This window comes from Brevundimonas bullata (assembly GCF_014207965.1).
GTDB lineage: Bacteria > Pseudomonadota > Alphaproteobacteria > Caulobacterales > Caulobacteraceae > Brevundimonas > Brevundimonas bullata_A.
This window is the reverse complement of sequence record NZ_JACHLM010000002.1, coordinates 552,867-576,352: the sequence shown is the minus strand read 5'-3', so window position 1 is coordinate 576,352 and position 23,486 is coordinate 552,867. Positions and strand designations below refer to the sequence as shown.

Annotated in this window: 19 protein-coding genes; 9 read left to right on the top strand and 10 right to left on the bottom strand. The window is 66.8% G+C overall.

Annotated elements, in window-relative coordinates:
* The first annotated feature begins 3 nt into the window (after positions 1 to 3).
* Positions 4 to 192 carry a hypothetical protein gene (locus HNP51_RS07430; RefSeq protein ID WP_184268629.1) on the top strand — a complete coding sequence of 63 codons (189 nt, stop codon included), beginning with the start codon at positions 4 to 6 and terminating at the stop codon, positions 190 to 192.
* Here the strand turns inward: HNP51_RS07430 and trpE are convergent.
* A complete protein-coding gene (trpE, locus tag HNP51_RS07425; protein ID WP_184268627.1) occupies positions 189 to 1,730 on the bottom strand; it encodes an anthranilate synthase component I in 1,542 nt (513 codons plus the stop codon). The genes HNP51_RS07430 and trpE overlap by 4 nt on opposite strands.
* The gene (locus HNP51_RS07420; RefSeq protein ID WP_184268625.1) at positions 1,727 to 3,658 is read right to left on the bottom strand and encodes a peptidylprolyl isomerase; all 1,932 of its coding nucleotides are present in this window, start codon (positions 3,656 to 3,658) and stop codon (positions 1,727 to 1,729) included. Before HNP51_RS07420 ends, trpE begins: the two co-directional genes overlap by 4 nt.
* Positions 3,659 to 3,789: 131 nt before the next feature.
* On the opposite strand from HNP51_RS07420, the gene tpiA reads away from it, so the two are divergent.
* The 3 genes from tpiA (at position 3,790) to HNP51_RS07405 (ending at position 6,835) form a co-directional block, all read left to right on the top strand.
* On the top strand, positions 3,790 to 4,539 hold the full coding sequence (tpiA, locus tag HNP51_RS07415) for a triose-phosphate isomerase (RefSeq protein ID WP_184268623.1): 750 nt from the start codon (positions 3,790 to 3,792) through the stop codon (positions 4,537 to 4,539).
* 96 nt (positions 4,540 to 4,635) lie between these two features.
* A complete protein-coding gene (gene secG, locus HNP51_RS07410; RefSeq protein ID WP_184268621.1) occupies positions 4,636 to 5,061 on the top strand; it encodes a preprotein translocase subunit SecG in 426 nt (141 codons plus the stop codon).
* Between the two features lie 121 nt (positions 5,062 to 5,182).
* Positions 5,183 to 6,835, top strand: a complete 1,653-nt coding sequence (locus tag HNP51_RS07405) for a CTP synthase (protein ID WP_184268619.1) — start codon at positions 5,183 to 5,185, stop codon at positions 6,833 to 6,835.
* A 218-nt stretch (positions 6,836 to 7,053) separates the two neighbouring features.
* On the opposite strand, the gene HNP51_RS07400 is transcribed toward HNP51_RS07405, so the two are convergent.
* Genes HNP51_RS07400 through HNP51_RS07385 form a run of 4 tightly spaced genes read right to left on the bottom strand, consistent with a single transcriptional unit; the run spans position 7,054 to position 10,638 of the window.
* A complete protein-coding gene (locus HNP51_RS07400; protein WP_184268617.1) occupies positions 7,054 to 7,542 on the bottom strand; it encodes a DUF411 domain-containing protein in 489 nt (162 codons plus the stop codon).
* Between the two features lie 2 nt (positions 7,543 to 7,544).
* Entirely contained in the window at positions 7,545 to 7,742 is a 198-nt protein-coding gene (locus tag HNP51_RS07395) for a heavy-metal-associated domain-containing protein (RefSeq protein ID WP_184268615.1), read from the bottom strand.
* Positions 7,739 to 8,158 (bottom strand): Cu(I)-responsive transcriptional regulator, encoded by a 420-nt coding sequence (cueR, locus tag HNP51_RS07390; RefSeq protein ID WP_184268613.1) that lies wholly within the window; start codon positions 8,156 to 8,158, stop codon positions 7,739 to 7,741. The genes HNP51_RS07395 and cueR overlap by 4 nt, the downstream gene beginning before the upstream one ends.
* Positions 8,158 to 10,638, bottom strand: a complete 2,481-nt coding sequence (locus HNP51_RS07385) for a heavy metal translocating P-type ATPase (RefSeq protein WP_184268612.1) — start codon at positions 10,636 to 10,638, stop codon at positions 8,158 to 8,160. Before HNP51_RS07385 ends, cueR begins: the two co-directional genes overlap by 1 nt.
* Positions 10,639 to 10,760: 122 nt before the next feature.
* Here HNP51_RS07385 and HNP51_RS07380 point away from each other — a divergent pair, with 122 nt between their 5' ends.
* The gene (locus tag HNP51_RS07380) at positions 10,761 to 12,533 is read left to right on the top strand and encodes a copper resistance system multicopper oxidase (RefSeq protein WP_184268610.1); all 1,773 of its coding nucleotides are present in this window, start codon (positions 10,761 to 10,763) and stop codon (positions 12,531 to 12,533) included.
* The gene (locus HNP51_RS07375) at positions 12,530 to 13,744 is read left to right on the top strand and encodes a copper resistance protein B (protein WP_184268608.1); all 1,215 of its coding nucleotides are present in this window, start codon (positions 12,530 to 12,532) and stop codon (positions 13,742 to 13,744) included. The genes HNP51_RS07380 and HNP51_RS07375 overlap by 4 nt, the downstream gene beginning before the upstream one ends.
* A 627-nt stretch (positions 13,745 to 14,371) precedes the next feature.
* Here HNP51_RS07375 and HNP51_RS07370 read toward each other — a convergent pair.
* On the bottom strand, positions 14,372 to 15,349 hold the full coding sequence (locus HNP51_RS07370) for a prolyl oligopeptidase family serine peptidase (RefSeq protein WP_184268606.1): 978 nt from the start codon (positions 15,347 to 15,349) through the stop codon (positions 14,372 to 14,374).
* A 144-nt stretch (positions 15,350 to 15,493) separates the two neighbouring features.
* Here HNP51_RS07370 and HNP51_RS07365 point away from each other — a divergent pair, with 144 nt between their 5' ends.
* A complete protein-coding gene (locus HNP51_RS07365; RefSeq protein ID WP_184268604.1) occupies positions 15,494 to 16,267 on the top strand; it encodes a LytTR family DNA-binding domain-containing protein in 774 nt (257 codons plus the stop codon).
* Positions 16,268 to 16,436: 169 nt separating this feature from the next.
* On the opposite strand, the gene HNP51_RS07360 is transcribed toward HNP51_RS07365, so the two are convergent.
* The 3 genes from HNP51_RS07360 to HNP51_RS07350 form a co-directional block, all read right to left on the bottom strand.
* On the bottom strand, positions 16,437 to 19,487 hold the full coding sequence (locus HNP51_RS07360; RefSeq protein ID WP_184268602.1) for a TonB-dependent siderophore receptor: 3,051 nt from the start codon (positions 19,485 to 19,487) through the stop codon (positions 16,437 to 16,439).
* A gap of 211 nt (positions 19,488 to 19,698) precedes the next feature.
* Entirely contained in the window at positions 19,699 to 20,484 is a 786-nt protein-coding gene (locus HNP51_RS07355; protein WP_184268600.1) for a LytTR family DNA-binding domain-containing protein, read from the bottom strand.
* Positions 20,481 to 21,593 (bottom strand): sensor histidine kinase, encoded by a 1,113-nt coding sequence (locus HNP51_RS07350; protein WP_184268598.1) that lies wholly within the window; start codon positions 21,591 to 21,593, stop codon positions 20,481 to 20,483. The genes HNP51_RS07355 and HNP51_RS07350 overlap by 4 nt, the downstream gene beginning before the upstream one ends.
* Before the next feature lie 134 nt (positions 21,594 to 21,727).
* On the opposite strand from HNP51_RS07350, the gene HNP51_RS07345 reads away from it, so the two are divergent.
* Positions 21,728 to 22,156, top strand: coding sequence for a MarR family winged helix-turn-helix transcriptional regulator (locus tag HNP51_RS07345; protein ID WP_184268596.1), 429 nt, complete (start codon positions 21,728 to 21,730; stop codon positions 22,154 to 22,156).
* Positions 22,157 to 22,541: 385 nt separating this feature from the next.
* Positions 22,542 to 23,009 (top strand): hypothetical protein, encoded by a 468-nt coding sequence (locus HNP51_RS07340; RefSeq protein WP_184268595.1) that lies wholly within the window; start codon positions 22,542 to 22,544, stop codon positions 23,007 to 23,009.
* Positions 23,010 to 23,486 lie beyond the last annotated feature (477 nt).

Genomic DNA, 23,486 nt, shown 5'->3' with positions numbered 1-23,486 from the left:
GTCTTGACCCGCTTAGAAGCCATCCGCGACGCCCAGGCCCTGTTGAACGAGCCGCCTGTCGAGCAGCCGAAACCGCTGCGCCTGCTGGCGGCAGCCGCCTTCGCCGCAACGGCGGCGGTGATGCTGGCGGGGACCATGGTCGTGGGCCCCGGCGTGTCGTTCGACCAGGGTTCCACGGTTTCCAATCCTTAGATCTTGCCGTCGGCGCCCTGGCCACGCGTGGTCGCGGTGAATCGCCACGCGTCCTCGGCCGCCTTCATAGGGGCGCGGGCCTTGGCCAGGGTTTCGGCGTATTCGGCGGCAGGATCGCTGTCGGCGACGACGCCGGCGCCGGCCTGAACGAAGATCTGGTTGTCGGCGAACATGGCGGTGCGCAGGACAATGCAGATGTCCGCCTCGCCGTTGGCCGAGATATAGCCCACGCCGCCGCCATAGCCGACGCCGCGCTTCTCGGTTTCCAGTTCGTCGATGATCTCCATGGCCCGGACCTTGGGCGCGCCGGACAGGGTGCCGGCGGGCAGGGCGGCCAGTAGCGTGTCCACGGCGTCCAGCTTGGGATCGGCGGCGCCGTGCACATTGGAAACGATGTGCATGACTTGGCTGTAGCGTTCGACGACGAAGCTTTCCGTCACCTCGACCGAGCCGGGCGATGAAACGCGGCCCACGTCGTTGCGGCCCAGATCGAGCAGCATCAGGTGTTCGGCGCGTTCCTTGGGATCGGCCAGAAGCTCGACCTCCAGCGCCTTGTCCAGTTCCTGCGTTGCGCCGCGCGGGCGGGTGCCGGCCAGCGGGCGGATGGTGACGCGACCATCCTTCAACCGGACCAGGATCTCAGGGCTGGAGCCCGCCAGCTGGAAGTCGACGTAGTCGAGGAAGAAGAGATAAGGCGACGGATTGCCGCGACGCAGCGAGCGATAAAAGGCGAACGGGTCCTGACTCCACGGCGCCGAGAAGCGGTGGGACAGCACGACCTGAAAGATGTCGCCGGCGGCGATGTAGTCCTTGGCCTTGGCCACCATGGCGTCGAAACCGGCGGCGTCGACGGGCGAGCGGAAGTCGGGGGCCGGGACCGGTTCGGTCTCACGCTGGATCGGCAGGGGCCCGCGCAGACGGTCCTCGAAATCGTCGAGGCGACCGATGGCCGCCGAGAATGCCGTGTCGGGATCGATGCCGCCGTCGGGATAGGCGGCGGCGATCAGGACGATCTCGTGCTTCACCGAATCGAAGATGGCGACCAGCGACGGGCGCGCCATGACGGCGTCCGGCAGGTTCAACGGGTCGGGGTTGGCCGGGCCCAGAGGCTCCAGCAGCCGGACCATGTCGTAGCCGAAGACACCGAACAGGCCGGCGGCCATGGGCGGCAGGTCATCGGGCAAATCGAACCGTGTAGCGGCGATCAGGGCGCGCAGGGATTCGAGCGCCGGGCGGTCTTCAGCGGTGAAACGGTCTGCCAGAACGGCCTCGCCGCGCGCCAGCTCGGCCTGACCGTCGCGGCAGCGCCAAACGACGTCGGGGGCCAGGGTGACGATCGAATAGCGGCCGTTGACGGCGCCGCCTTCGACCGACTCCAGCAGACTGGCGTAGGGCCGACCGTGCCCGACCTTGAGGAAGGCCGAGACGGGCGTCTCCAGGTCGTCGATCAAACGGCGAACGACGACCTGGGGGCGGCCTGATTTCAGGCCAGAGACAAACGCGGCGCGTTCAGCTTCCTGTCCGACGCCTGCGCTCATTTCTTGGCGGGCGCAGGGGCGGCAGGAGCCGCCGGGGCAGCTGCGGGAGCTTCGATGCCCAAGGCGGCGATGGCGGCGGCGGGGTCGTTCTTGGCCTTCACCTTGGCGGCGGCGGCGGCGAAGCTTTGCTCGACCATGGCGTTGGCCATCGCCTGGGTCAGGCGCGGACGGACCTGCTCGACCAGGGGCGCGGCCAGGGCCGGGACGGCGGCGTGGATGGCGTCGACGTGGCCGACCACGAAGCTGCTGGCCGACTGGGCGCCGGTGAAGACCTGGCCCTTGCCCTGACCGAACAGGCCGCGCAGGACGCCTTCGCCCAGTTCGGTCTGGCTGGCCTGGCTCTGCTGAACCCCGGTGCGGGCGGTCAGTTGAGCGCCAGCCGACGCGGCGACCTTGGCGATGTCCTCGCCAGCGCGGACGCGTCCGGCCAGTTCTTCGGCCTTGGCCGACAGGCGACGGGCGTTTTCACGCAGGGTCCATTGCTGGGCCAGCGGCGCGCGGACTTCGGCCAGGGTCGGCAGCGAAGCTGGGCGGATGTCGTCGACGCGGACGGCGAAGTACTGGCCGTCGCCGGCGTCGATGATGTCGCTCTCGCCGCCCTTGGACAGGGCGTAAGCCGACTCGAAGATCTGACGCGGAGCGTTCAGCGGCTGACCGTCGGGCAGACGGCCATCAGCGGTGAAGGGGGGCAGTTGCACCAGGCGGGCGCCGACCGATTGGGCGGCGTCGGCCAGGTTCTTACCTTCCTGGCGGGCCTTCTCGTACTTTTCGACCTTGGCGTAGGTTTCGCCCTTGGCGTCTTCAGCGCGCAGCTCCTGAACCAGGGCGTTGCGCACGCTTTCCAGGGTGGCGGGCGCGCCGGCGGTCACGTCGGTCACCTTGGCGACCGTGAAGCCCACGCGGCTCTGGATCGGGTTCGAGACCTGATTGGCCGGAAGGGCGAAGACAGCCGCGCCGACCGCCGGGTCGCCCAGGGCGCTTTGCGGCGTGTCGTTATAGGTGGCGGCTTCGATCTTGTTGGCGGCGGCGACTTCGGCCGGGGTCTTGCCGGCGCGCAGTTCGGCGGCGACGCGGTCGGCGGCGGCCTTGGTCGGGACGGTCAGCGTCACGAACGAACGCTTCTCGGCGTTCGACAGGGCGGCCTTGCGGAACTCGAAGCGTTCTTGGATGCGCTCCTCGCTGATCGGAGCCGGTTGGCTGTTGGGGGCCGGGTTGAACAGCACGATCGAGATCATGCGGAACTCGGGACGACGCAGTTGGGCGGCGTTCTCGTTCAGGAAGGCGGTCAGCTGTGCGTCGGTGGGGGCGCCGGCGGCGCCAGCCATCGCCTGGGTCACAGTGAACCAGCGGCCGTCGCGCGTTTCCAGCGCCTGGCCGGCGAGCAGGGCGCCATAGATGCGGGGCACGCGGGCGCCGGCGAAGACAGCGGCGCCGAACTGGCTGGCGACATACTGGTCGCGCAGGTCCTGCTCCAACATTTCGGACGTCAGACCCTGAGCGGCCAGGGCCTGCTCATAGCGGTCCTGGTCGAACTGGCCCGACACCTGGTTGAAGAAGGCCGGGATGCGGCGGATTTCCTTCAGCACCAGTTCCTTGCCAGGCCGGATGCCGGCGTCCCATGCCCAGGCGAGGAAGCCCATGCGCTGCGTCTGGCTTTCCAGATACTGGGTGTGGATGTTCTCCTTGACCATGTCGTCGAACGACACGGGGCGACCGGCCTGCTCTTGCAGATTGGCACGGACGCGCTCGAAATCAGAGCGGAACTGAGCGGCGCCGATGCTGCGTTCGCCCGCGTCGATGACGTGTTTCGGGCCGAAGCTCGAGAAGACATCCGACTGAGCGCCCACGATCAGGAAGCTGAGGATGATCAAGGCGAACAGGCCTGCAGCCCATTTCGACTTGGAGAAGTTGCGGAAGAGCGTGATCATCGAGACAGAACCTGACGAGGGCCGGCGTCAAAGGGGCGCCACGCTCGCCTATACGGGCAGTCCCTAGGGCGCCGCAAGCGGACGCACCCCAACATCTTGGCTTCCGCGACAACGGGACCTAAACAGGCCCTATGAAACAATCTGTGAAGCTGGTCGCCGGCAATTGGAAAATGAACGGTCTGGGCGCGAGCCTGGGCGAGGCTGAGGCTCTGGCGAAAGCCTTGCAGGAACAGGCCGCAGCGTGCCGCGTGGCTCTGTGCCCGCCAGCGACGCTGACGGAACGTATGGCGCGCGTCCTGGAGGGCAGCGCCGTCGAACTGGGCGGTCAGGACTGCCATGCCGAAGCCTCGGGCGCCTTCACGGGTTCCGTGTCCGCCGGCATGCTGGTCGACGCCGGCGCCGCCCTGGTGATTCTCGGGCATTCGGAACGCCGTGCTGGATTCGGGGAGACCGACGCCGATGTCGCCGCCAAGGTCGAAGCAGCTCTGGCCGCCGGTCTGGAGCCCATCATCTGCATCGGTGAGACCCTGGAGCAACGCGAAGCCGGGCAGGCCGTCGAGATCGTCAGCCGTCAGGTCGCTGGCTCGCTGCCCGACGGCCTGTCGGGCAAGGCCTTCGCCGTCGCTTATGAACCAGTGTGGGCCATCGGCACCGGCCTGACGCCGACGCTGGAGCAGATCGAAGAAGTCCATGCAGCCGTGCGCGCGGCCATGGTGGCCAAGCTGGGAGAGGGCGGTCGTGTCGCGCCGATCCTTTACGGCGGTTCGGTGAAGCCGTCGAACGCCGCGGAAATCCTGGCCGTGGCGGAAGTCGGCGGCGCTCTTGTCGGCGGCGCCTCGCTGAAGGCCGAAGACTTCCTGGGAATCATCCGCGCGGCCTAAGCGTCGCGATTTTGCAGCCCTGTTTCGTTCGGCGTTTGCCCCGGTCTCGCATCGGTGTTAGACGCCGCCGCTTGATCGGCGCATCTTCGCGCCCACATGATTGACACCATGCTCCAGACCATCTTGCTCGTCGCCATGATCCTGATCTCGGTCGCCCTGACGGCCGTGATCCTGCTGCAACGTTCCGAGGGCGGCGCCCTGGGCATGGGCGGCGGACCTTCGGGCTTCATGACCGCGCGGGGCGCAGGCAACCTGCTGACGCGGGCCACCTCGATTCTGGCGGTGCTGTTCTTCGTGTGCGCGATCAGCCTGACCATCGCGGGCAACTTCGCGCGCGGTTCGCGTTCGGTCATCGACGCCGACGCCGTGGGCGCTCTTGCCGTTGGTTCCGAGCAGGAAACCGCACCGGCCGAGCAAGCGGCCCCGACGCCGACGGCCCCGGTCGCGCCCTCGTTGGACGATCTGGAGGCCAGCCTCCCGGCCGCTTCCGCTCCGGCCCCGGCTCCTGCTCCGGCGCAGTAAACCGCCGACAGCCAAGAAATCCTCGAAAGCGCGCCGCAGGGCGCGCTTTCTTCTTATGTTCAACAGTTGTTTTGCGTCGGGCCATGCTCCCGCCGCGAATCATGGAGTAAGGTGACCCCCCATGGCTCGCTATGTGTTCATCACCGGCGGCGTGGTTTCCTCGCTAGGAAAAGGCCTCGCCTCCGCCGCTCTCGGCGCTCTTTTGCAGGCACGAGGTTACAAGGTCCGTCTGCGCAAGCTGGACCCTTATCTGAACGTCGATCCGGGGACGATGAGCCCCTATCAGCACGGCGAGGTCTTCGTGACCGACGACGGCGCTGAAACCGACCTCGATCTGGGCCACTATGAGCGCTTTACGGGCGTCTCCGCCGCCAAGTCTGACAACGTCACGACCGGCCGCATCTATTCGACCATCCTGGAGAAGGAGCGTCGCGGCGACTATCTGGGCGCGACCGTCCAGGTCATCCCGCACGTCACCGACCAGATCAAGCAGTTCTGCCTCAGCCCGGCCAAGACCGATGACGGTGACGACGTAGACTTCGTCCTGGTCGAAATCGGCGGCACCGTCGGCGACATCGAGGGTCTGCCCTTCTTCGAGGCCATCCGCCAGCTGGGCCAGGACCTGCCGCGCGGCCAGTCCTGTTTCGTCCACCTGACGCTGCTGCCGTTCATCAAGACCGCCGGCGAGATGAAGACCAAGCCGACGCAGCACTCGGTCAAGGAACTGCGCTCCATCGGCATCCAGCCCGACATCCTGCTGTGCCGCTGCGAGCAGCCGATTCCCGCTGAGGAGAAGCGCAAGATCGGTCAGTTCTGCAACGTGCGCGAGAGCGGCGTGATCCAGGCGATGGATTCGGCCGACATCTACGCCGTGCCGCTGGACTATCATAACGAAGGTCTGGACAGCGAAGTCCTGGCCCACTTCGGCATCACCGACGCCCCCGCGCCCGACCTGACAAGCTGGGAAGAGATCGTGCGTCGTCGCCTGCACCCGGATGGCGAAGTCACCATCGCCGTGGTCGGCAAGTACACGGTTTTGAAGGACGCCTATAAGTCCCTGATCGAGGCCCTGCAGCACGGCGGCGTGGCCAACAACGTCAAGGTCAATATCGACTGGGTCGAGGCCGACACCTTCGAGGGGGATCCGCAAGCCTGCGCCCAGCGGCTGGAAAGCGCCCATGCCATCCTGGTGCCCGGCGGCTTCGGCGAGCGCGGGGCCGAGGGCAAGATCGAGGCGGCGCGCTTCGCTCGTGAACGCAAGATTCCCTATTTCGGCATCTGCTTCGGCATGCAGATGGCGGTGATCGAGGCGGCGCGGAACCTGGCTGGTTTCCCCAAGGCAACCTCGACCGAGTTCGGCCCGGCGGAAGAACCCGTCGTCGGTCTGATGACCGAGTGGACCCAGGGCAATGAGCGCGTCAAGCGCGAGCAGGGCGGCGATCTGGGCGGCACCATGCGTCTGGGCGCCTATGACTCGACGCTCAAGGCCGGATCCAGGATCGCAGAGATCTATGGCTCCACCGAGATCAGCGAGCGCCACCGTCACCGCTACGAGGTGAACATCAACTATCGCGATGCGATCGAGCAGAAGGCGGGGTTGGTCTTCGCCGGCCTGTCGCCTGACGGCGTCCTGCCGGAAACGGTCGAGCGCGCGGACCATCCGTGGTTCATCGGCGTCCAGTACCACCCGGAACTGAAGAGCCGTCCGTTCGCACCGCACCCGCTGTTCGCCAGCTTCATCGGGGCCGCCGTGGTGCAGAGCCGTCTGGTTTAACACCCGGCGCCACGCACGCTTGTTGCTGCGTTTGTCCAGTGTTGTGCCAATCTGGGCCGCAAACACTGGACAGGCGCAAATGGCGGGTGAAATTCTCTATTTCCTGCATCGGCATTTCAAGGTCGTTCTGATCCTCGGAATGATCGTGAGCCTTGGCACGTTGTTCGCTGCTGCGAACTCCGTGCTTCGCCTTTTGCATATGGCTTAAACCGCCGACCTTATGATCTGACGGCCGTGCCTCCTACGAAGGTCATGAAGGGGACGGGGGCGCCGGGCCCGAAGCGCATGACATCGTAACGTTCGGGGGCGTAGCCGGGGGCCTCCATGCCCGGCGAGCCGGTGGGCATGCCGCCGACGCCGATCCCGCGCGAGGCGCCGGGCGCACGCAAGAAGGCGTTGACGGCGGCGGCGGGGACGTGGCCCTCGATCACCTTGCCATCGACGACGGCTGTGTGGCAGGACCACAGGGGTTCCGGTACGCCGAGGCGGATTTTGACCGGGACCAGGTCATCGGTCGGGACGACGCGGATGGCGTAGCCGGCCTTGCGCATATGTTCGACCCAGCCGCCGCAGCAGCCGCAGGAATCGCTCTTGTAGACGGTCATCTCCGAGGCCTCGGCCGAGGTGGGGAGGCCGTTCAGCAGGAAGCCCGCGCCGCCCAGGAAGGCGACCCCGGCGGCGAGAGCGGAAAGCTTGAGTTTGTTCATGGTCAGGCGGCCTCGGCCGGATAGCCCGCGGCGTCGAGCGCGGTCAGCAGGGTTTGACGGTCGGCGTCGGTCGTCACCTCGACGCGGCGGGCCTCGATGTCGGCGATGACCTGGGCCGAGGCGTCGATGGAGTGAATGGCCTTCTCGACGGAGGCGACGCAGCCGCCGCAGCGGATCTTGGGGATGGTCAGGGCGATCATGGGGTGTCTCCTTGGGAAGCGGCGGCAGGCGAACCCGCGAGGTCGGACAGGATGGGGCAGTCGGGGCGGTCGTCGCCGGCGCAGCAGTGCGACAGGTCGCGCAGGGCGTCGGCCATGGCCTGCATCTCCTTGATGCGGGCGTCGAGGTCGGCGACGTGCTTCTCGGCCATGGCCTTGACCTCGCGGCTGGGCCGGTTGCGGTCCCGCCATAGCGACAGCAGGCGTCCGATCTCCTCAACCGAAAAGCCCAGGCTGCGGGCGCGGCGGATGAATCGCAGGTCGTTCAGGTCGCGTTCGCTGAAGTCCCGATAATTGCTCTCGGTCCGCTCAGACGGTCGGATCAGGCCGACGGTTTCGTAGTAGCGGATCATCTTGGCCGAGACGCCGGTGGCGAGGGAGGCCTTGCCGATGTTCATTAGGCGGCTCCGTGGATGTGGGACTTGAAGGCGCGCAGGCGCAGGGCGTTCAGCACCACGCTGACGCTGGACAGGGCCATGGCCCCCGCCGCCAGCATGGGCGACAGCATGTAGCCGAGGGCCGGGTAGAGGACGCCCGCCGCGACCGGGATCAGCAGGACATTGTAGCCGAAGGCCCAGGCCAGGTTCTGGCGGATGTTGCTCATGGTGGCGCGCGACAGGCCGATGGCGCTGACCGCGCCGCGCAGGTCGCCGCCGGTCAGGACGACGTCGGCGCTTTCGATAGCCACATCGGCGCCGCCGCCGACCGCCAGACCGACATCGGCGGTGGCCAGAGCGGGGGCGTCGTTGACCCCGTCGCCGACGAAGGCGACGCGGCGACCGCCGGCCTTCAGGGCGTTGATGGCGGCGACCTTGCCATCGGGCATGACCTCGGCATGAACCTCGTCGATGCCCAGCAGGCGGGCGACGGCGGCGGCGGTGCGGCGGTTGTCCCCGGTGATCATCGCTACCTTCAACCCTAGGCCGTGCATGGCCTGAATGGCGGCGGCCGTGGTTGGCTTGATGGGGTCGGCGACGGCGATGATAGCGGCAAGCTTGCCGTCAATGGCGGCGTAGAGCGGCGTCTTGCCCTCGTCGCCCAGACGGGCGGCGTCTTCGGCGAAGACGGCGACATCGTGGCCCAGTTCGGCCATGTAGCGGTCGGCGCCGACCGCGATGCGACGGCCCGCGACCACGCCCGCCACGCCCTTGCCGGGTACAGAGTCAAAAGTGTCAGGGCGGATGACGGTGAGGCCGCGCGCAGCGGCGGCCTCGACCAGGGCGCGGGCCACGGGGTGCTCCGACTGGCCCTCGACGGCGGCGACCAGGGCCAGGACGTCGGCCTCCACGAAGCCTTCGGCTACGCTCAGGTCGGTCAGCTCGGGACGGCCGGCGGTGAGCGTGCCGGTCTTGTCGAAGGCGATGACCTGGACCCCTTGCAAGGCCTGCAGCGCCTCGCCTTTGCGGAACAGCACGCCTAGTTCGGCGGCGCGGCCCACACCGACCATGATGGAGGTCGGCGTCGCCAGACCCATGGCGCAGGGGCAGGCTATGATCAGCACCGACACGGCGGCGACCAGCGCCATGCCCAGCGCCGGCTCGGGCGCCAACAGATACCAGGCGGCGAAGGTCAGGACGGCGATGGCCATGACGGCAGGGACGAACCAGCCGGTGATGCGGTCGACCAGGGCCTGAATGGGCAGCTTGGCGCCCTGGGCCGTTTCGACCATGCGGACGATCTGGGCCAACACCGTCTCGGCGCCGACCTGCTGAGCCTCGAAGCGGAAGGCGCCGGTCGTGTTCAGGGTGCCGCCGACCACCTGGGCGCCCGCGCCCTTTTCGACCGGGATGGGTTCGCCGGTCAGCATGGATTCGTCGAGATACGAGGAACCCTCGGTCACCACGCCGTCGACGGGGACGCGCTCGCCGGGACGGACGACGACGATGTCGCCCGCCTGGACGCTGTCGATCGACACGTCTTGTTCGAAGCCGTCGCGCACGACGCGAGCGGTCTTGGCCTGCATCGACATCAGGCGGCGGATGGCCTGGCTGGTCTGGCCCTTGGCGCGGGCCTCGATCCAGCGGCCGACCAGGATCAGGGTGACGATCACCGCCGCCGCCTCGAAATAGACGTTGGCCGTGCCCTCGGGCAGCAGGGCGGGGGCGAAGGTCGCCACGGTCGAGAAGGCCCAGGCCGCGCTGGCGCCGAGCACCACCAGGGAGTTCATGTCCGGCGCGCGGCGCAGCAGGGCGGGCACGCCCTTGCGGAAGAAGATCAGGCCGGGTCCGAACAGGACGAAGGTGGCGAGGGCAAAGCTGATGATCCGCCAGTTCTGCACGCCGACGGTTTCGGCCAGCCAGTGGTGCATGCCGGGGATGAAGTGCGAACCCATCTCCAGCACGAACAGGGGAAGGGTGGCGATCCCGGCGATCAGGACGGCGCGGCCCAGGTTGCGGATCTCGGCGGCGCGGGCGGCCTGTTCGCGGTCGCCTGCCTCGGCGTCGCCCCGTTCGGGCTGTTCCAGCACATAGCCGGCCTGCTGCACGGCGGCGGCCAGATCGCGGAAGACGACGGCGCCGGACAGCAAGCGCACGTTGGCGCGTTCGGTCGCCAGGTTGACGCTGGCGCTCAGCACGCCGGGCACGGCGGCCAGGGCCTTTTCCACGCGACTGACGCAGCTGGCGCAGGTCATTTCCCGGACCGGATAGACGACTTCTTCCTCCAGCGGCTCATAGCCGGCGGTGCGGATGGCGGCGGCGACTGCGGCGGGCGAGCCATCGGCGTCCATGACCACGTGGGCCCGCTCCGTCGCTAGATTGACGTGCGCCCGATTGACGCGGGGCACAGCGCGAATGGCCTTCTCAACGCGACCGACACAGCTTGCGCAGGTCATGCCGACCACAGGCAGATCAAGGATTCTGGGGGAGGCGGCGGACATGGGCGGAGCCTTTCGTCATTGGAGCCTCTCCTCTCTAAACCTTCCTGTCATGGGAAGGTCAACGCCTGAGCATGATGGTTTATTCAGCCGGTCAGATTGCTTCCAGAAGGATGAGCCGAGACATGACCCAGAGCGTCCTTGATCGCAGGTCCCTGCTGCGCGGCGCCGCCCTGGGAGGCGGCATGCTCGGCCTTCAGGGCCTGCTGCCCGCCTGGGCGCAAACCGGATCGCCGGGCCTGCGCGCCGACCTGCCGACGCTGACGGGGCCGAACATCGACCTGACGGTGGGCCACTCGAACTTCACCGTCGGCGGCCGCACTGGCCACGCCTTCACCGTCAACGGCCTGCTGCCCGCGCCCCTGCTGCGGATGCGCGAGGGGCATAACGTGCGTCTGTCGGTGACCAACACCCTGGACGAGGACACCTCGATCCACTGGCACGGCCTGCTGCTGCCGTTCCAGATGGACGGCGTGCCGGGGATCAGCTTCCCCGGCATCAAGCCGCGCGAGACCTTCGTCTATGAGTTCCCGATCAAGCAGTCGGGCACGTACTGGTATCACAGCCATTCGGGGATGCAGGAGGCCATGGGCCACTATGGTCCCATCGTCATCGACCCGGCGGGCGTCGATCCGGTCGGTTATGACCGCGAGCATGTTCTGGTCCTGTCGGACTGGAGCTTCCTCCATCCGCACGAAATTCTGGCCAAGCTGAAGAAGAGCCCCGGCTACTTCAACATGCAAAAGACCACCCTGGCCGGCCTGCTGGACGGGTCGGACGGGATGGATCTGGCCGAGCGCCGGATGTGGGCGGGGATGAGGATGGACCCGCGCGACATCCTCGACGTCAACGGCACGACCTATACCTATCTGGTCAACGGCCACGGCCCGGAAGAGAACTGGACGGGCCTGTTCCGCCCCGGCGAGCGGGTGCGTCTGCGCGTCATCAACGCTTCGGCCATGTCGATCTTCAACGTCCGTATCCCCGGTCTGGCGATGACCGTGGTCCAGGCTGACGGCGAGCACGTGCGCCCGATCGAGATCGACGAGTTCCAGATTTCGGTGGCCGAGACCTATGACGTCATCGTCCGCCCGCTTGAGGACCGCGCCTATACCATCGTGTCCGAAGCCATCGACCGTTCGGGCATGGGCCGCGCGACCCTGGCGCCGCGTCTGGGCATGACGGCGGAGGTCCCGCCGCTGCGCAAGGTTCCCAACCTGACCATGGCCGACATGGGCATGGGGGGCATGGATCACGGCTCAATGGCGGGGATGGACCATTCGGCTCATGGTGCAGCGGCGGGAGCCGCCGCCGCCGCGCCGATGGACCACGACGCCATGAGCATGCGCGACCCGAACAAAGCCCCCGCCGACATGGCGGTCGGCGTCGGGGTGGACATGATTTCGCCAGCCCCGGCCAACCGACTGGGCGAACGGCCTCAGGGCCTTCAGGACGTCGATCACCGGGTGCTGGTCTATATCGACCTGCGATCCCTTGAACCCAACAAGGATGCGCGCCCGCCGTCCCGGTCGATGGAAATCCACCTGACCGGCAATATGGAACGGTTCATGTGGGGCTTTGACGGCCGCAAGTTCTCGGAGCTGGTCGAGCCGATCCGCTTCGAGCTGAACGAGCGGGTGCGTGTGACCCTAGTCAACGACACCATGATGGCCCACCCGATCCACCTGCATGGCCACTTCTTCGAGCTGGTCAACGGCCACGACGGCTATCAGCCGCTGAAGCACACGGTGAACGTCGCGCCTGGGGGCAAGGTGACGTTCGACCTGACCGCCAATGCGCCGGGCGACTGGGCCTTCCACTGCCACCTGCTGATGCACATGCACGCGGGGATGTTCAACGTCGTCACGGTTCGTCCGCTGGAAGGAGCCGCCAGATGAGCCGCGCCCTGTTCGCCGCTGTCGCGGTCCTACCCTTGATCCTGGCCGCCGGTTCGGCCGCCCAGAGCCACGGCGGTCATGCCGGTCACGGCGCCCACGTTGCGCCTGCGCGTCCGCCGCAAGCCCGACCCGCCCCCAAGCCCAAGCCGCGCGCAGCTGCGCCTCAGCCGCGCCGCGTCGCGCCTCCGGCTACGGCCCCGGCTCCTGCCGCCGACCCGCACGCCGGCCACGATATGGGCGCCATGCCGATGGCTCCGGCGCAGACTCCTGCTGACCCTCATGCTGGTCATGACATGAGCGGGATGCAGATGCCTCCGGCCCAGGCACCTGCTGATCCTCATGCAGGTCACAACATGGGCCAGACGCCCGCCGCTGATCCTCATGCGGGGCACGACATGTCGGCCATGACCGGCGGCCCGCCGAACATCCCGACCAGCGTGGACGCGATCGGAGGACGCATGGTCGAGACGCCGCCGCCCGCCGCCGCCCGCGCGGCGCCCGCCCATGCGGCGGACCTGCTGTTCGATCCCGCCGTCATGGCGGTGGCGCGCAAGCAGTTGCTGGCCGAGAACGGCGACGTGCGCACCACGGCGGTCCTGATCGACACGCTCGAAGCCAGCTTCGGCGACGGCGAGGAGGGCTACAGCTGGAACGCCCAGGGCTGGACCGGCGGCGACATCAACCGCTTCTGGTGGAAGACCGAGGGCGAGGGCGCGTTCGACGGCAAGCTGCACGACGCCGAGGTCCAGGCCCTCTACAGCCGCGCCGTAGCGCCCTTCTGGGACCTACAGGCCGGTGTGCGCCAGGACTTCCGCCCCGACGGCGACGACACGACCCACCTGACCGTCGGGGTCCAGGGCGTCGCGCCCTACTGGTTCGAGATGAGCGCCGCCGCCTTCCTGTCGACCCAGGGTGATCTGACCGCTCGCGTCGAGGCGGAATACGACCAGCGCATCACCCAGAAATGGATCCTGCAACCGGCGATCGAGGTGGCCTTTTCCGCCAGCGACATCCCCGAGCTGGAGATCGGTTCAGGCCTGACCTCGGTCACGGCAGGGTTGCGCCTGCGCTACGAGATCCGCAAGGAGTTCGCCCCCTATGTCGGGGTCGAGTGGAGCCGTTCGTTTGGCGACACCGCCGATTACGTCAAGGTTCGCGGCGACGACGTGGCTGCGACGAGCTTCGTTGTCGGCATCAAGGCCTGGTTCTAGATCATTGATTTGGAGGCGTCAGCAGGGGCATTGGAGCCTTCTTTGCGGGCGCTCACATTCGCCGGGGATCCCCTGCCGGGCGCGCCGGACTTGACGGCCACCACCTCGCTGAACCACTGGCTGATGCTTGCCAATGGCTGGCGTCTGGGCACACGGCTGTCGGTTTCGCACCACGGCGAGGAGAGTAACCGCCTGAACGCCGCGCCGGGGGCAATGCCGCCGAGGCCTACACCCTTGTGAACGCGCGCGTGGACCTGCAGGCGGCGGCCAAACGGGGCGGTCTTCGCCTATGGTCGCAACATCAGCGACGAGGTCTATTTCCCGCAGCTGAACGGCGCGTCGCGGCTGGTCGGCGCCCCGGCGACCTATGTCGTGGGGCTTCGATACAGCTTCTGATGCTGCGATTGCGCCGTCTCCCGCATGTCAGGGGGGGGCGCAATTTGGTTGAGGTTCGGATGCCTGGCTATGCAGTCCGGCCGACCTGGTCGCGATGGTGAACGGGTCAGCGCGGTTGAAGACCTGCAAGTCCATCGGCGGGGTGGCGGTCTCCCAGGCCTTTCACATGTCGATCCCCGCCGCCCTCTGTGTAGTTTGACACTACCTTCTCATGCCGCCGCCCAATATCGGTCAGAGATGGGTCTTGAAGAAGCGGATCATTTCGCGGTTCAGGGTCTCGTGAAACAGGGCGCGGTCGAAGCCTGGGGTGGGAGCGCAGATCATGGGGGCGTTGGCGGCCAGTTCCGGCGGGCAGGGCGGCATGAAGTCGAAATGGCCGGCGCCGTCGATACGCTTGTACTCAGGCGGGCGCGGCAGGGCGTCGCGCACCGGCTCGGCGTAGAAGGGCGAGGGCAGGATCTGGTCGGCCCCAGCCTGCCACAGCTGGATCGGCTGGGTCACCTTGGCCAGGCCTTCTCGGGTGAAGGTGAAGCCCAGAGCCGGGGCGGCGACGACCAGGGCCTTGAGGCGGGCGTCGTGCGGCAGGCGCGGCGCGCCCTGGCCATTGTTCATCGTCTCTGAGTAGCGGCCCACGAGGCGGCAATCATAGAAGGCCGGGTTGGCTCGGCAGTGATCGACCAGTCGCATCAGGTCGGGATCGCCGCCCGCCGCCGCCAGCACGGTGAAGCCGCCGGCGGAGAAGCCGAAGGCCCCGATCCGCTCTGCGTCGATCCCGGCTTTGCCTTCCCATTGGCCCAGCATGTGGTCGATCAGCACCGATAGCTGGCGGCCGCGGCCGACGACATCGGTGGCGCGGCTCTGGTCGCGCCAGTTGTCGCCGGTGTGGGTCAACGTCGCGACAACGAAACCGGCCCTTGCCAGGGCCTGGACCGTGTCGCGGTGACTGCGGAAATCGCCGCCGTTGCCATGGGAGACGACGATCAGCGGGCGCGGCGCCGTGGCCGTTTCGGCTGGATACCAGACCCCCGCCTCGATGGCAGGCTGATCGCCGTCGCTCACGGTCAGGCGAGAATAGGCCACGCCGTCGCGGATCGTCGGACCGGCTTGCGCGGTCGGCTGCGGAACGGCCTGAGGCAGGCTTGGCGTGGCGGCTGTGGCGCCGGGGGGCAGCAGGATGGAGGCGGCGGCGATCAGGGCGGCGGTGGACATTCGAACGAGCTTTCTAAGCGGCAGGTGATGAGGCTGTGTGAGGCCGCTCCCTGTCGTCGCGCCAGCTGAGATGGGCGAACGGGCGAACGGGTTCGTGGTCGGGCGAACGGCTGCAATAGCCCGCAACGCTTGCTAGGGTGGGGGATGGAATCGACGTGGCTGAAAGACAGGCGGTGGCGTGCGGCGGCGACGGGGTTCGCCGTCTCGACCGTCGTGGGCCTGACCCTGGGTGCGATCGGTCCGTTCGGCAGTTATCTGACTGGAACCCTGCCGGTGCGCACGGCCTATTGGGTGGTCTGTCTGTGGGGCGGATGGCTGGCCTTCGGCGTCAGCCTGCCGATCCTGACGCGGTGGGCGAACGGTCGGGGCGTTTCGGCCTGGCTGTGGACGCCGCCGGCCATCGCGGTTCTGACCCTTTTGCCCGCCGTGCTCAGCCGGGTTCTGGCGGTCAGGCTGTGGCCCGTAGTCGGTCAGGTCGGCTGGCTGGAATGGTATGGTCAGGGCCTGGTGATCAGCACCCTGGCGACCCTGGGCATGCTGTGGGCCACGCGATCGCGAGAGGCCGTCCCCGCAGGACCCGACACGTCGTCCGCCGACCCGCGTGACCGGCTGCCGCCCCGGCTTGGGCGGACCGTGCTGTGCCTGCAGATGGAGGATCACTATGTCCGGGTTCATACGCCGCAGGGTTCAGCCCTGGTGCTGATGTCCCTGTCCCAGGCCATGGCGGGTTTGAAGGACGTGGAGGGCGTGCAGACCCACCGCTCGTGGTGGGTGGCGCGTGAAGCCATCGCCGGCGTGGTCGAGGACGGTCGCAAGGTGCGACTGCGTCTGACTGGCGGTCTGGAGGCGCCCGTCTCGCGCGCGCGGATCGGAGCCTTGCGCGAAGAGGGCTGGCTGGCGGCGGCTCCCGCGAGTTGATCTGTGCTGGCGGGCCGGGCGAGACCCAGAATCCGACGGTGTCCGCGATCCGATCGCTTCGTCAATAGACCTAGTTGTCCAGCCCCGGATGCAAGCTTGGGGCGATCTCGTCAGACAATTAAGAGAGGGGGCAAGCAAAGCCTGCCCCCTCCTTGGCCCTCTCAGAGATTCAGAAGCTGAACCGGAAGCCGCCGTAGAAGCGCCGGCCCAGGCCGTCATAGACGTCGGGGAAGGTGGTCCAGCCCGTGGCTTGACCGATGTCGCCGTTGGTGCCCGCGACGAACATGTATTCGTCAAACAGGTTGTCGACGCCGGCGTAAATGCTGGCTCGGTCGTTCAGGTCGTAGCGGACCTGGGCGTTGACGAAGGTCATCGAGGGCAGCAGGGATTCCAGGTCGGGGTCAAAGAAGCCCACGTCCGCCTCTCCGACATATTGCACGCCCATCGTCACCTGCAGCGGGCCGCGCGCGTAGAGCAGGTTCAGCACTGCTTCATGGTCAGGCGCTCCGACCGTGCCGGAGAAGGTCTGCGGCGCCGCGCCGGGGAAGGCCGTCGAACTGAAATCGATGAGGTGGCTGTAGGTCAGGGAGGCCGAAAGGCTGCCCAGGTCCATCGACGGCGCCGAGAAGGCGTCATTGAGGGGCAGGCTGTAGCTGGCCTTGAGGTCCAGGCCTTCGACATTGATCTCGGCCAGGTTCAGGTTGCGGATGTTGACGTATTGCAGGGCCCCGACCGAGGCGCCGCCGCTGAAGCGCTGGATGCCGCCGCAGAAGGGCGAGGTGGGGTCGAACGACGCGGCGTTCTCGTAGCAGCGATCGACCGAAACCTGACGGCCGTAGGTGCCGACGCCGTCCTCGATCGAGATGTCATAGTAGTCGGCCGACACCGACAGGCGCGACCACCAGTCGTTCCAGCGCGGGTTGAACAACAGGCCGATGGTGAAGGTCTTGGACGTTTCCGGCGTCAGGTCCGGGTTGCCGGTGTTGAACCCCGACACGCCCTGGAACTCGGGCTGGGTCAGGGCGAAGCCGCCGTCGCGCGCGACACGAGCGGCGATCGCTGAGTCCAGCATGCAGGCCTGAGCCACGGCGTCGCCGATGGTCGAGGCGTCGACGCCGCTGTTCAGCACGACATCCGGATCGGCGATGTTGGAGCGGGTGTTGAGGAAGGCCGCCTTACCGCCGATGAGGGTCACGCCTTCGCAGGGATCTCCGACCTGTGGGAAGGTCTGGGAGCCGGGGTTGAACAGTTCGTTGATGTTGGGCGCTCGCACGGCGACCGCATACTGCGAGCGCAGCTTGAGCCAACTGGTGGGCAGGTATTCAACCGAAGCGGCCCAGGCGGTGGTCGATCCGACGGTGCTGTAGTTGGACACGCGGCCCGCCAGGTTCAGGTCCAGGGCCTGGGCGTAGGGCAGGTCGGCCAGCAGCGGGATGCGCAGTTCGGCGAAAGCTTCGCGGACATTGAAGGCGCCGCGCGTCTCGGGCGTGATGTTGCCAGTGGCCAGGCCGAGCTGGGTCAGGGGGTCAGGCGTCGAGCGGGCGGACTCTTCGCGGTATTCGCCGCCGATGACGAAGCCGATGTCGCCGGCCGGAGACACGTTCGGCAGCGATCCGCTGACGAAGCCGTTGACGATGTACTGCTCCTGGAAGGCGTCCAGCCCGGTCGCGGCGGTGAAGTAGGTCGCCGCCTCTTCGGAGATGCCGCCTTCCTCGAAGATGAAGATCGGCCGGCAACCCTGGGCGCGCGCGGCGGAGTCGCGGCAGACGGTTTCGCCGTCGATCACGACCGCGTCCAGCGCCTGACGAAAGCGCCCGGTCATGACGTCGCCGTTCGAGCGTTGGTCATAGTCGGAACGACCGTAGTTCAGGCTGAGCTCGTAGCTGAGATTCTTGGTCAGCTCGCCTTCGAAGCCGGCGACGAGGCGGGCCATCGAACGCTCGGACTCATTGCCGCGATTGCCCACATCGCTGATGCGGCGGCGGAAGCCGACCACCAGGTCTTCGTCGGCGATCCCCGGATGCTGGGCGCGCACAGCGGCGGCCAGAGCCGTCGGCACGATGGCGCTGGTGATTGGCACGCCGTAACGGCACTCGTTGTCGCCATCGCCGTCGAAGTCGCGGCAATCGGGCAACTGATCAATGCCGAACTGGTCCTGGTAGATGGCTTCAGAGCCCACCGGGTTGCCCTCGATCTCGCTCGAGGTTCGGCCGTGGAAGACCGACATCTCCGAGAAGAAGCGGTGATTGTCGTTGAAGTCGTAGGTCGCCTGTCCGTTGAAGCGGATCTGTTCCTCGGGAACATAGAGCTGACGCTCGGCGGACCGGTTATAGCCGAAGCCGGCGTTGGTGTAGGGCACGACCGCCCCGGCGTCATTGACTACGCGGGTCAGGTTGCCGGCGCCGACGCGAGGGACCAGGGCCGTGCCGCGCGGGATGAAGGACGAAAAGACGCCGACGGTCTGCTGACGTGCGGTGGTCGCGGCGGCGTCGATGCACATGTCGCGGTCGCAACGGTCTCGGCCATAGACCGAGCCGGTCCGCCGCCAGCCCAGCGAGCCGACGAAGTTGCCGCGATCATCTGAGAAGTTGGAGCCGAACTTCAGGCCGATCTTGTAGTTTTCATTATCGCCGCGTTCGGTGATCCCGCCCTGGGTCGACAGTTCCAGGCCCTCGAAATCCTTCTGCGTGATGATGTTGATCACCCCCGCCAGGGCGTCCGAGCCATAGACGGCCGAAGCCGCCCCCGTCACCACGTCGATACGGTCCACGAAGTCGGTGGGGATGGTGTTGAAGTCGACAATCTGGCTGCCGACGATGCCGGCGACATGACGGCGGCCGTTGACCAGCACCAGGGTCCGGTTCTCTCCCAGGTTCCGCAGGTCGACGGTAGTGACGCCGTTGTTGGCGGTCGAGAAGGTCGTCGTGGTCGGAGTGAAGGTCGAGACGCCGGCTTCCGGCAGGGTGCGCAGGATGTCCCCGGTGTTCATCTGGCCTGTGGCCTCGATCTGCTGGGCGGTGATCACCGACACCGGAACGGGCGAGTCCTGGTTGGGGCGCGCGATCCGCGAGCCGGTGACGACAACCTCTTCCAGGGCCGTGGGTTCGTCGGCGCTGGCGGGGGTATCGGCTATCTGGGCCATGACGGGCAAGGCTGAAGCCAGCGCGCCGCCGACAATGGTGGTGGCCAGCAGTCGCCGGCGGAACAGGTGATTTCGCAAGATGGTTTCCCTCCCGACGCGCCTGTGTGGGCGCGTATTCGTGTAAGAATATTCCCATGTCGCTAGACTGGACAGGGAATGACCGGACACTACTTATGAGGAGGCGTGCAACAACATCTATAGCCTGGACATTTAGAGAATGTCCTGTTCTAGGATCAAATTAAACACATGAAAACTAATTGCATGATCGCAAGTATATTTGCGATCATATTCAGGATTGGCGCCACGGGCGAACCTTCATGGCCAGGGTGACGCGATCAATGTGGCTGGGGCCGACCAGGATCTCCCTTCCATCGGTGAGGGTGAGGACCAGCTTGCGGCCGCTTCGGCGGCGCATCCCGCGCACGAAGCTCAGGTTGACGATGACCGACCTGTGACACCTGACGAACCGTGCGGGATCGATCCTCTGCTCCAGCGCGCTGATGGTGTCGCGCACGAGATGGGCGACGCCGCCGGCGTGAAGCTCGACATAATCGCCCTGGGCGAGGATGTGATCGACCTCCTCCAGAGGTTGACGGTGAAGACCGTCCGACCGCCGGACCCAGATCTCGGTCTCGTATGCGGAGGGCCCGGACGCCTGCTGTAAAGAGACGACGAGGGTCTGAAGCTCGGCGAAGCGTTGGTCGGAGTGACGCGCCTCCAGCCGCCCTTTCGCGCGCCTTATCGCCGCGCGCAGGCGTTCGAAATCGAAGGGCTTGGTCAGGTAGTCGGCCGCATCCAGTTCGAAGGCCTGGACGGCGTGGTGAGTGAAGGCGGTGACGAAGATGACCTCGGGGAGAGGATCGGTCGGGCGCAGCCGCGCCGCCACGGCCAGGCCATCGAGGCCTGGCATCTCGATGTCGAGAACGACGACGTCCGGCTTGAACTGACGAATCAAGCGCAGAGCCTCGTCGCCCGAGCGAGCCTCGGCGATGAGCTCGACCTCCGGAATGCAGGCCAGGGCCTGCCGCAGGCGCGCCACGGCTAGGGGTTCATCGTCGGCGATCAGGACCTTCACGCCACGACCTCGAACGGCAATTCCAGATCGACCCGCCATCCGCCGTCCGGGTCGGGCCCGTACGCCAAGGAGGCGGCGGGGCCATAGATGAGCGCCAGACGGCGGCCCGCATTCTCCAGGCTGCGACCAAGGCCTTCCTGACCTGGAGACGACGCCGCCAAGCTGTCGTCGCAAACCCAGAGATGCAGCCGGTCGCCCAGGCGGCGGGCGCCGACCTCCAACGTCACGGGTTCAATCGACCGCGCCAGCCCGTGCTTGACGGCGCTTTCGACGAAGGGCTGGAGGATGAGGCCAGGCACCATGGCGGGCGCCGTCTGCGGTTCCACCACAAGCCGCCGACGGAGGCGGTCCGGAAATCGAATCTCCTCGATATCAAGATAGCGGCCCTGACCCTCGAGCTCAGTGTCCAGTCTCACCAGTTCCCGGGGCGCCGCCGCCAGGGTATGTTTGAGGAAGGCGGACAGGCGCATCAGGACATCGTCCGCCTCGCGGGTGCGGCCCTGACCGATGAGGCTGGAGACTGCGTTCAGGGCGTTGAAAAGGAAGTGCGGCTGGATCTGCAGCCGGAGGGCTGAAAGCTGCGCCTGCTGGGCGGCAGCCTGGGCTTGGCTGGTGCGGACCTGCTGACGACGCAGGTTGTCGCCGGCGACCATGACGGCGCAAAGGGCGGCCCAGGTCATGATAGGGTAGAGGAAGGAAAGATATGTCGAGACGAACTTGCGCGGATCGAGGAAACGCTCGCCCGCCAGTTCGTGGTATTCGGTCAGGCTCCAGAAATAGACGGCGTTCAGCGTGGTGTGGATGAGGCAGACGCCTAGCCCCATGATCGCCGCGCGCCAGAACCAGGCCAAGGCCCGCGTCTCGCTCAGACGCCGCAGCATCAGCCACATGCCCAGGGTCAGGGTGATCCCCGTCAGAAGACTGGCCGTTCTGGCCAGGCCGACGCCGGCGAGCTGGTTGAACGCGTTCGGCGAGATGATCCCCCGAGCGGCGAGCTGCAGGGCGTTGAGCGTCCAGAAGACAATGGTCAGAACGACGACCATGCGGTCCAGGCTGTTAAAGCCGCGCGGCCGATTCCCCTCGTCGTCCAGCTCGTCGTTATCGATCATCAGCACCCCCTCACTGCACCAAAGCACTACCTGTCGCTCTATCGCAAAGCCTGATCGATGAAGCGGTGGGTTAGCGCGACGAAATCGCGACGTTCCCGGACAGACTTGGGGGTCATGTGGAGGGGACAAAGAACATGAACGACGCCGACCATGCCGCAGATCTTCTCCTTGCCGCCCTGGCCGAGGTTGAGCGCGTCGCGCCAGGCCTTACCCTGGGGCAGTTGACCATGCTTCTGCACGTGGTCCGCCGAGAAGGGGTTCGCATTTCCGACCTCTCCCGTCTCGGCGGGTGGAGCGAATCGCGCGTCTCACGCGGCGTACGGGCGATGACGATGGCAGGAGAACCGGGCTCCTTGCCCCCGGCCTATGGCCTGGTTGAGATTTTGAGAGGCGGCGACGCCCGGGCCAGACACCTGGTCCCGACGACCCTCGGAGCGGCTCTGGCGAAATCCCTGATTGGCGAAGGTCTGGGGTTCAGGCTCGTGGCCATGTCGCCTGAGGCGGCGCGGCGCGCGGCGCCAACCGGGGACGGCGATCAGCAAAGCGAATGTCGATCCTTTTGAAGTCAGCCTGCAACCTTGAGAGGACGCGGCGGATTTCTCCCTCCTGCGCCTGGGCGCAAAAATAGTCTTCGGCGTCGAATTCGACGGTTATGACCGCCTTGCGTCGTACAGGGCGCGGCTCCGGCCGGACCTTCGCGTCCGGACGGTTCGAAGCCGCCCGTGCGTTGTCGGCTTCAGCCTGTGAAACTCGATCCAGGCGCCTCATGTTCTGATCAGGGGGGCGTCGAAGCGATAGCCGCGGCCCCAAATGTTTTGAATAGGAAGCTCGAGGCCTGTGTTGCGGCGGACCTTGCGCCTCAGGCGGCTGATCGCCGTGCGAACGTCCCCTCTCGGATAGTCGTGATCGAGAATGAGACCTTCAAAGCTCTCTGCGAAGGCCGCCAGAATGGCTTCGTCTCCGCTGGACAGGTCTAGCCGCCGCCCCTCGGGCGAGACCAAGGCGCAAAACGCCGAGTTCAGCCGCCAGGCGCCGTCCTGGGGGGGGCGCTCGATCATCCTTTTCATCCTGTTCGATCCGACGTCGGCGCATCAAGCCATGAAGGCGCGTCAGCACTTCGCGCTCGGTCGCCTCCTCACCCACGAGATCGTCGGCGCCCATCTCCAGGGCGAGGACGCGCTCAAGGGACTCGCCCGACCGAGCGATAACGAGCAGGGGAGGGGCATTCAGATCCGTCATCCGACGTATGGCGGCCAAAGCGGTCGAATCCGGAAGGCAGGTGATCAGCACGACCGCGTCAAAGCCTTCTGTTTCAGGCCGGTCGGTTGTGACCGTCCTCGCCAAAGGCGCGTCGTGAACCGAAAGGCCCTGTTGATCGAGGTAGACCGCCAGATCGCGGTCGTCGCCATCACTTAGATCGACCAGCAAAATGGTCGGGCGTCGGGTTCTCGTTGAAGTGCGGCCGCCGGGGCGGGCACGCGCGGCGGCGATGCTGACCAGGCTCATGCCAGGCTGGCGGGCCGCTGGCCGACCCGAACGCCATTGAAGCGGGCGGCGGGACGGTTGAGTTGGGCGGTGCTAAGCGTCATGATGGGAACCCTTGTTCGCCTCGACAGAGTAGCGCCTGGCGGGGTTCTTGATCCCGCCCAGGGTTGAGGCGAGCGCATACAGATCCGATTGGTCGCAGCAATCGCCGACTTGGCCGCCGCTTTTCTCCCTGGAGGCGCGGCACCATGCACGGCGAGGACATTGAGGATGAGGGCTTTTCCAATGCCTTTGCCGTCTGGGCGCTGCGCCCGAAAGCGGCACACGCGCGCAATGGCAATGGCAATGGCTAGGCCGCTGGTGTTGCGCGTGAGAGCGATCGCCGATGAACGCGACGTCCTTATCAGC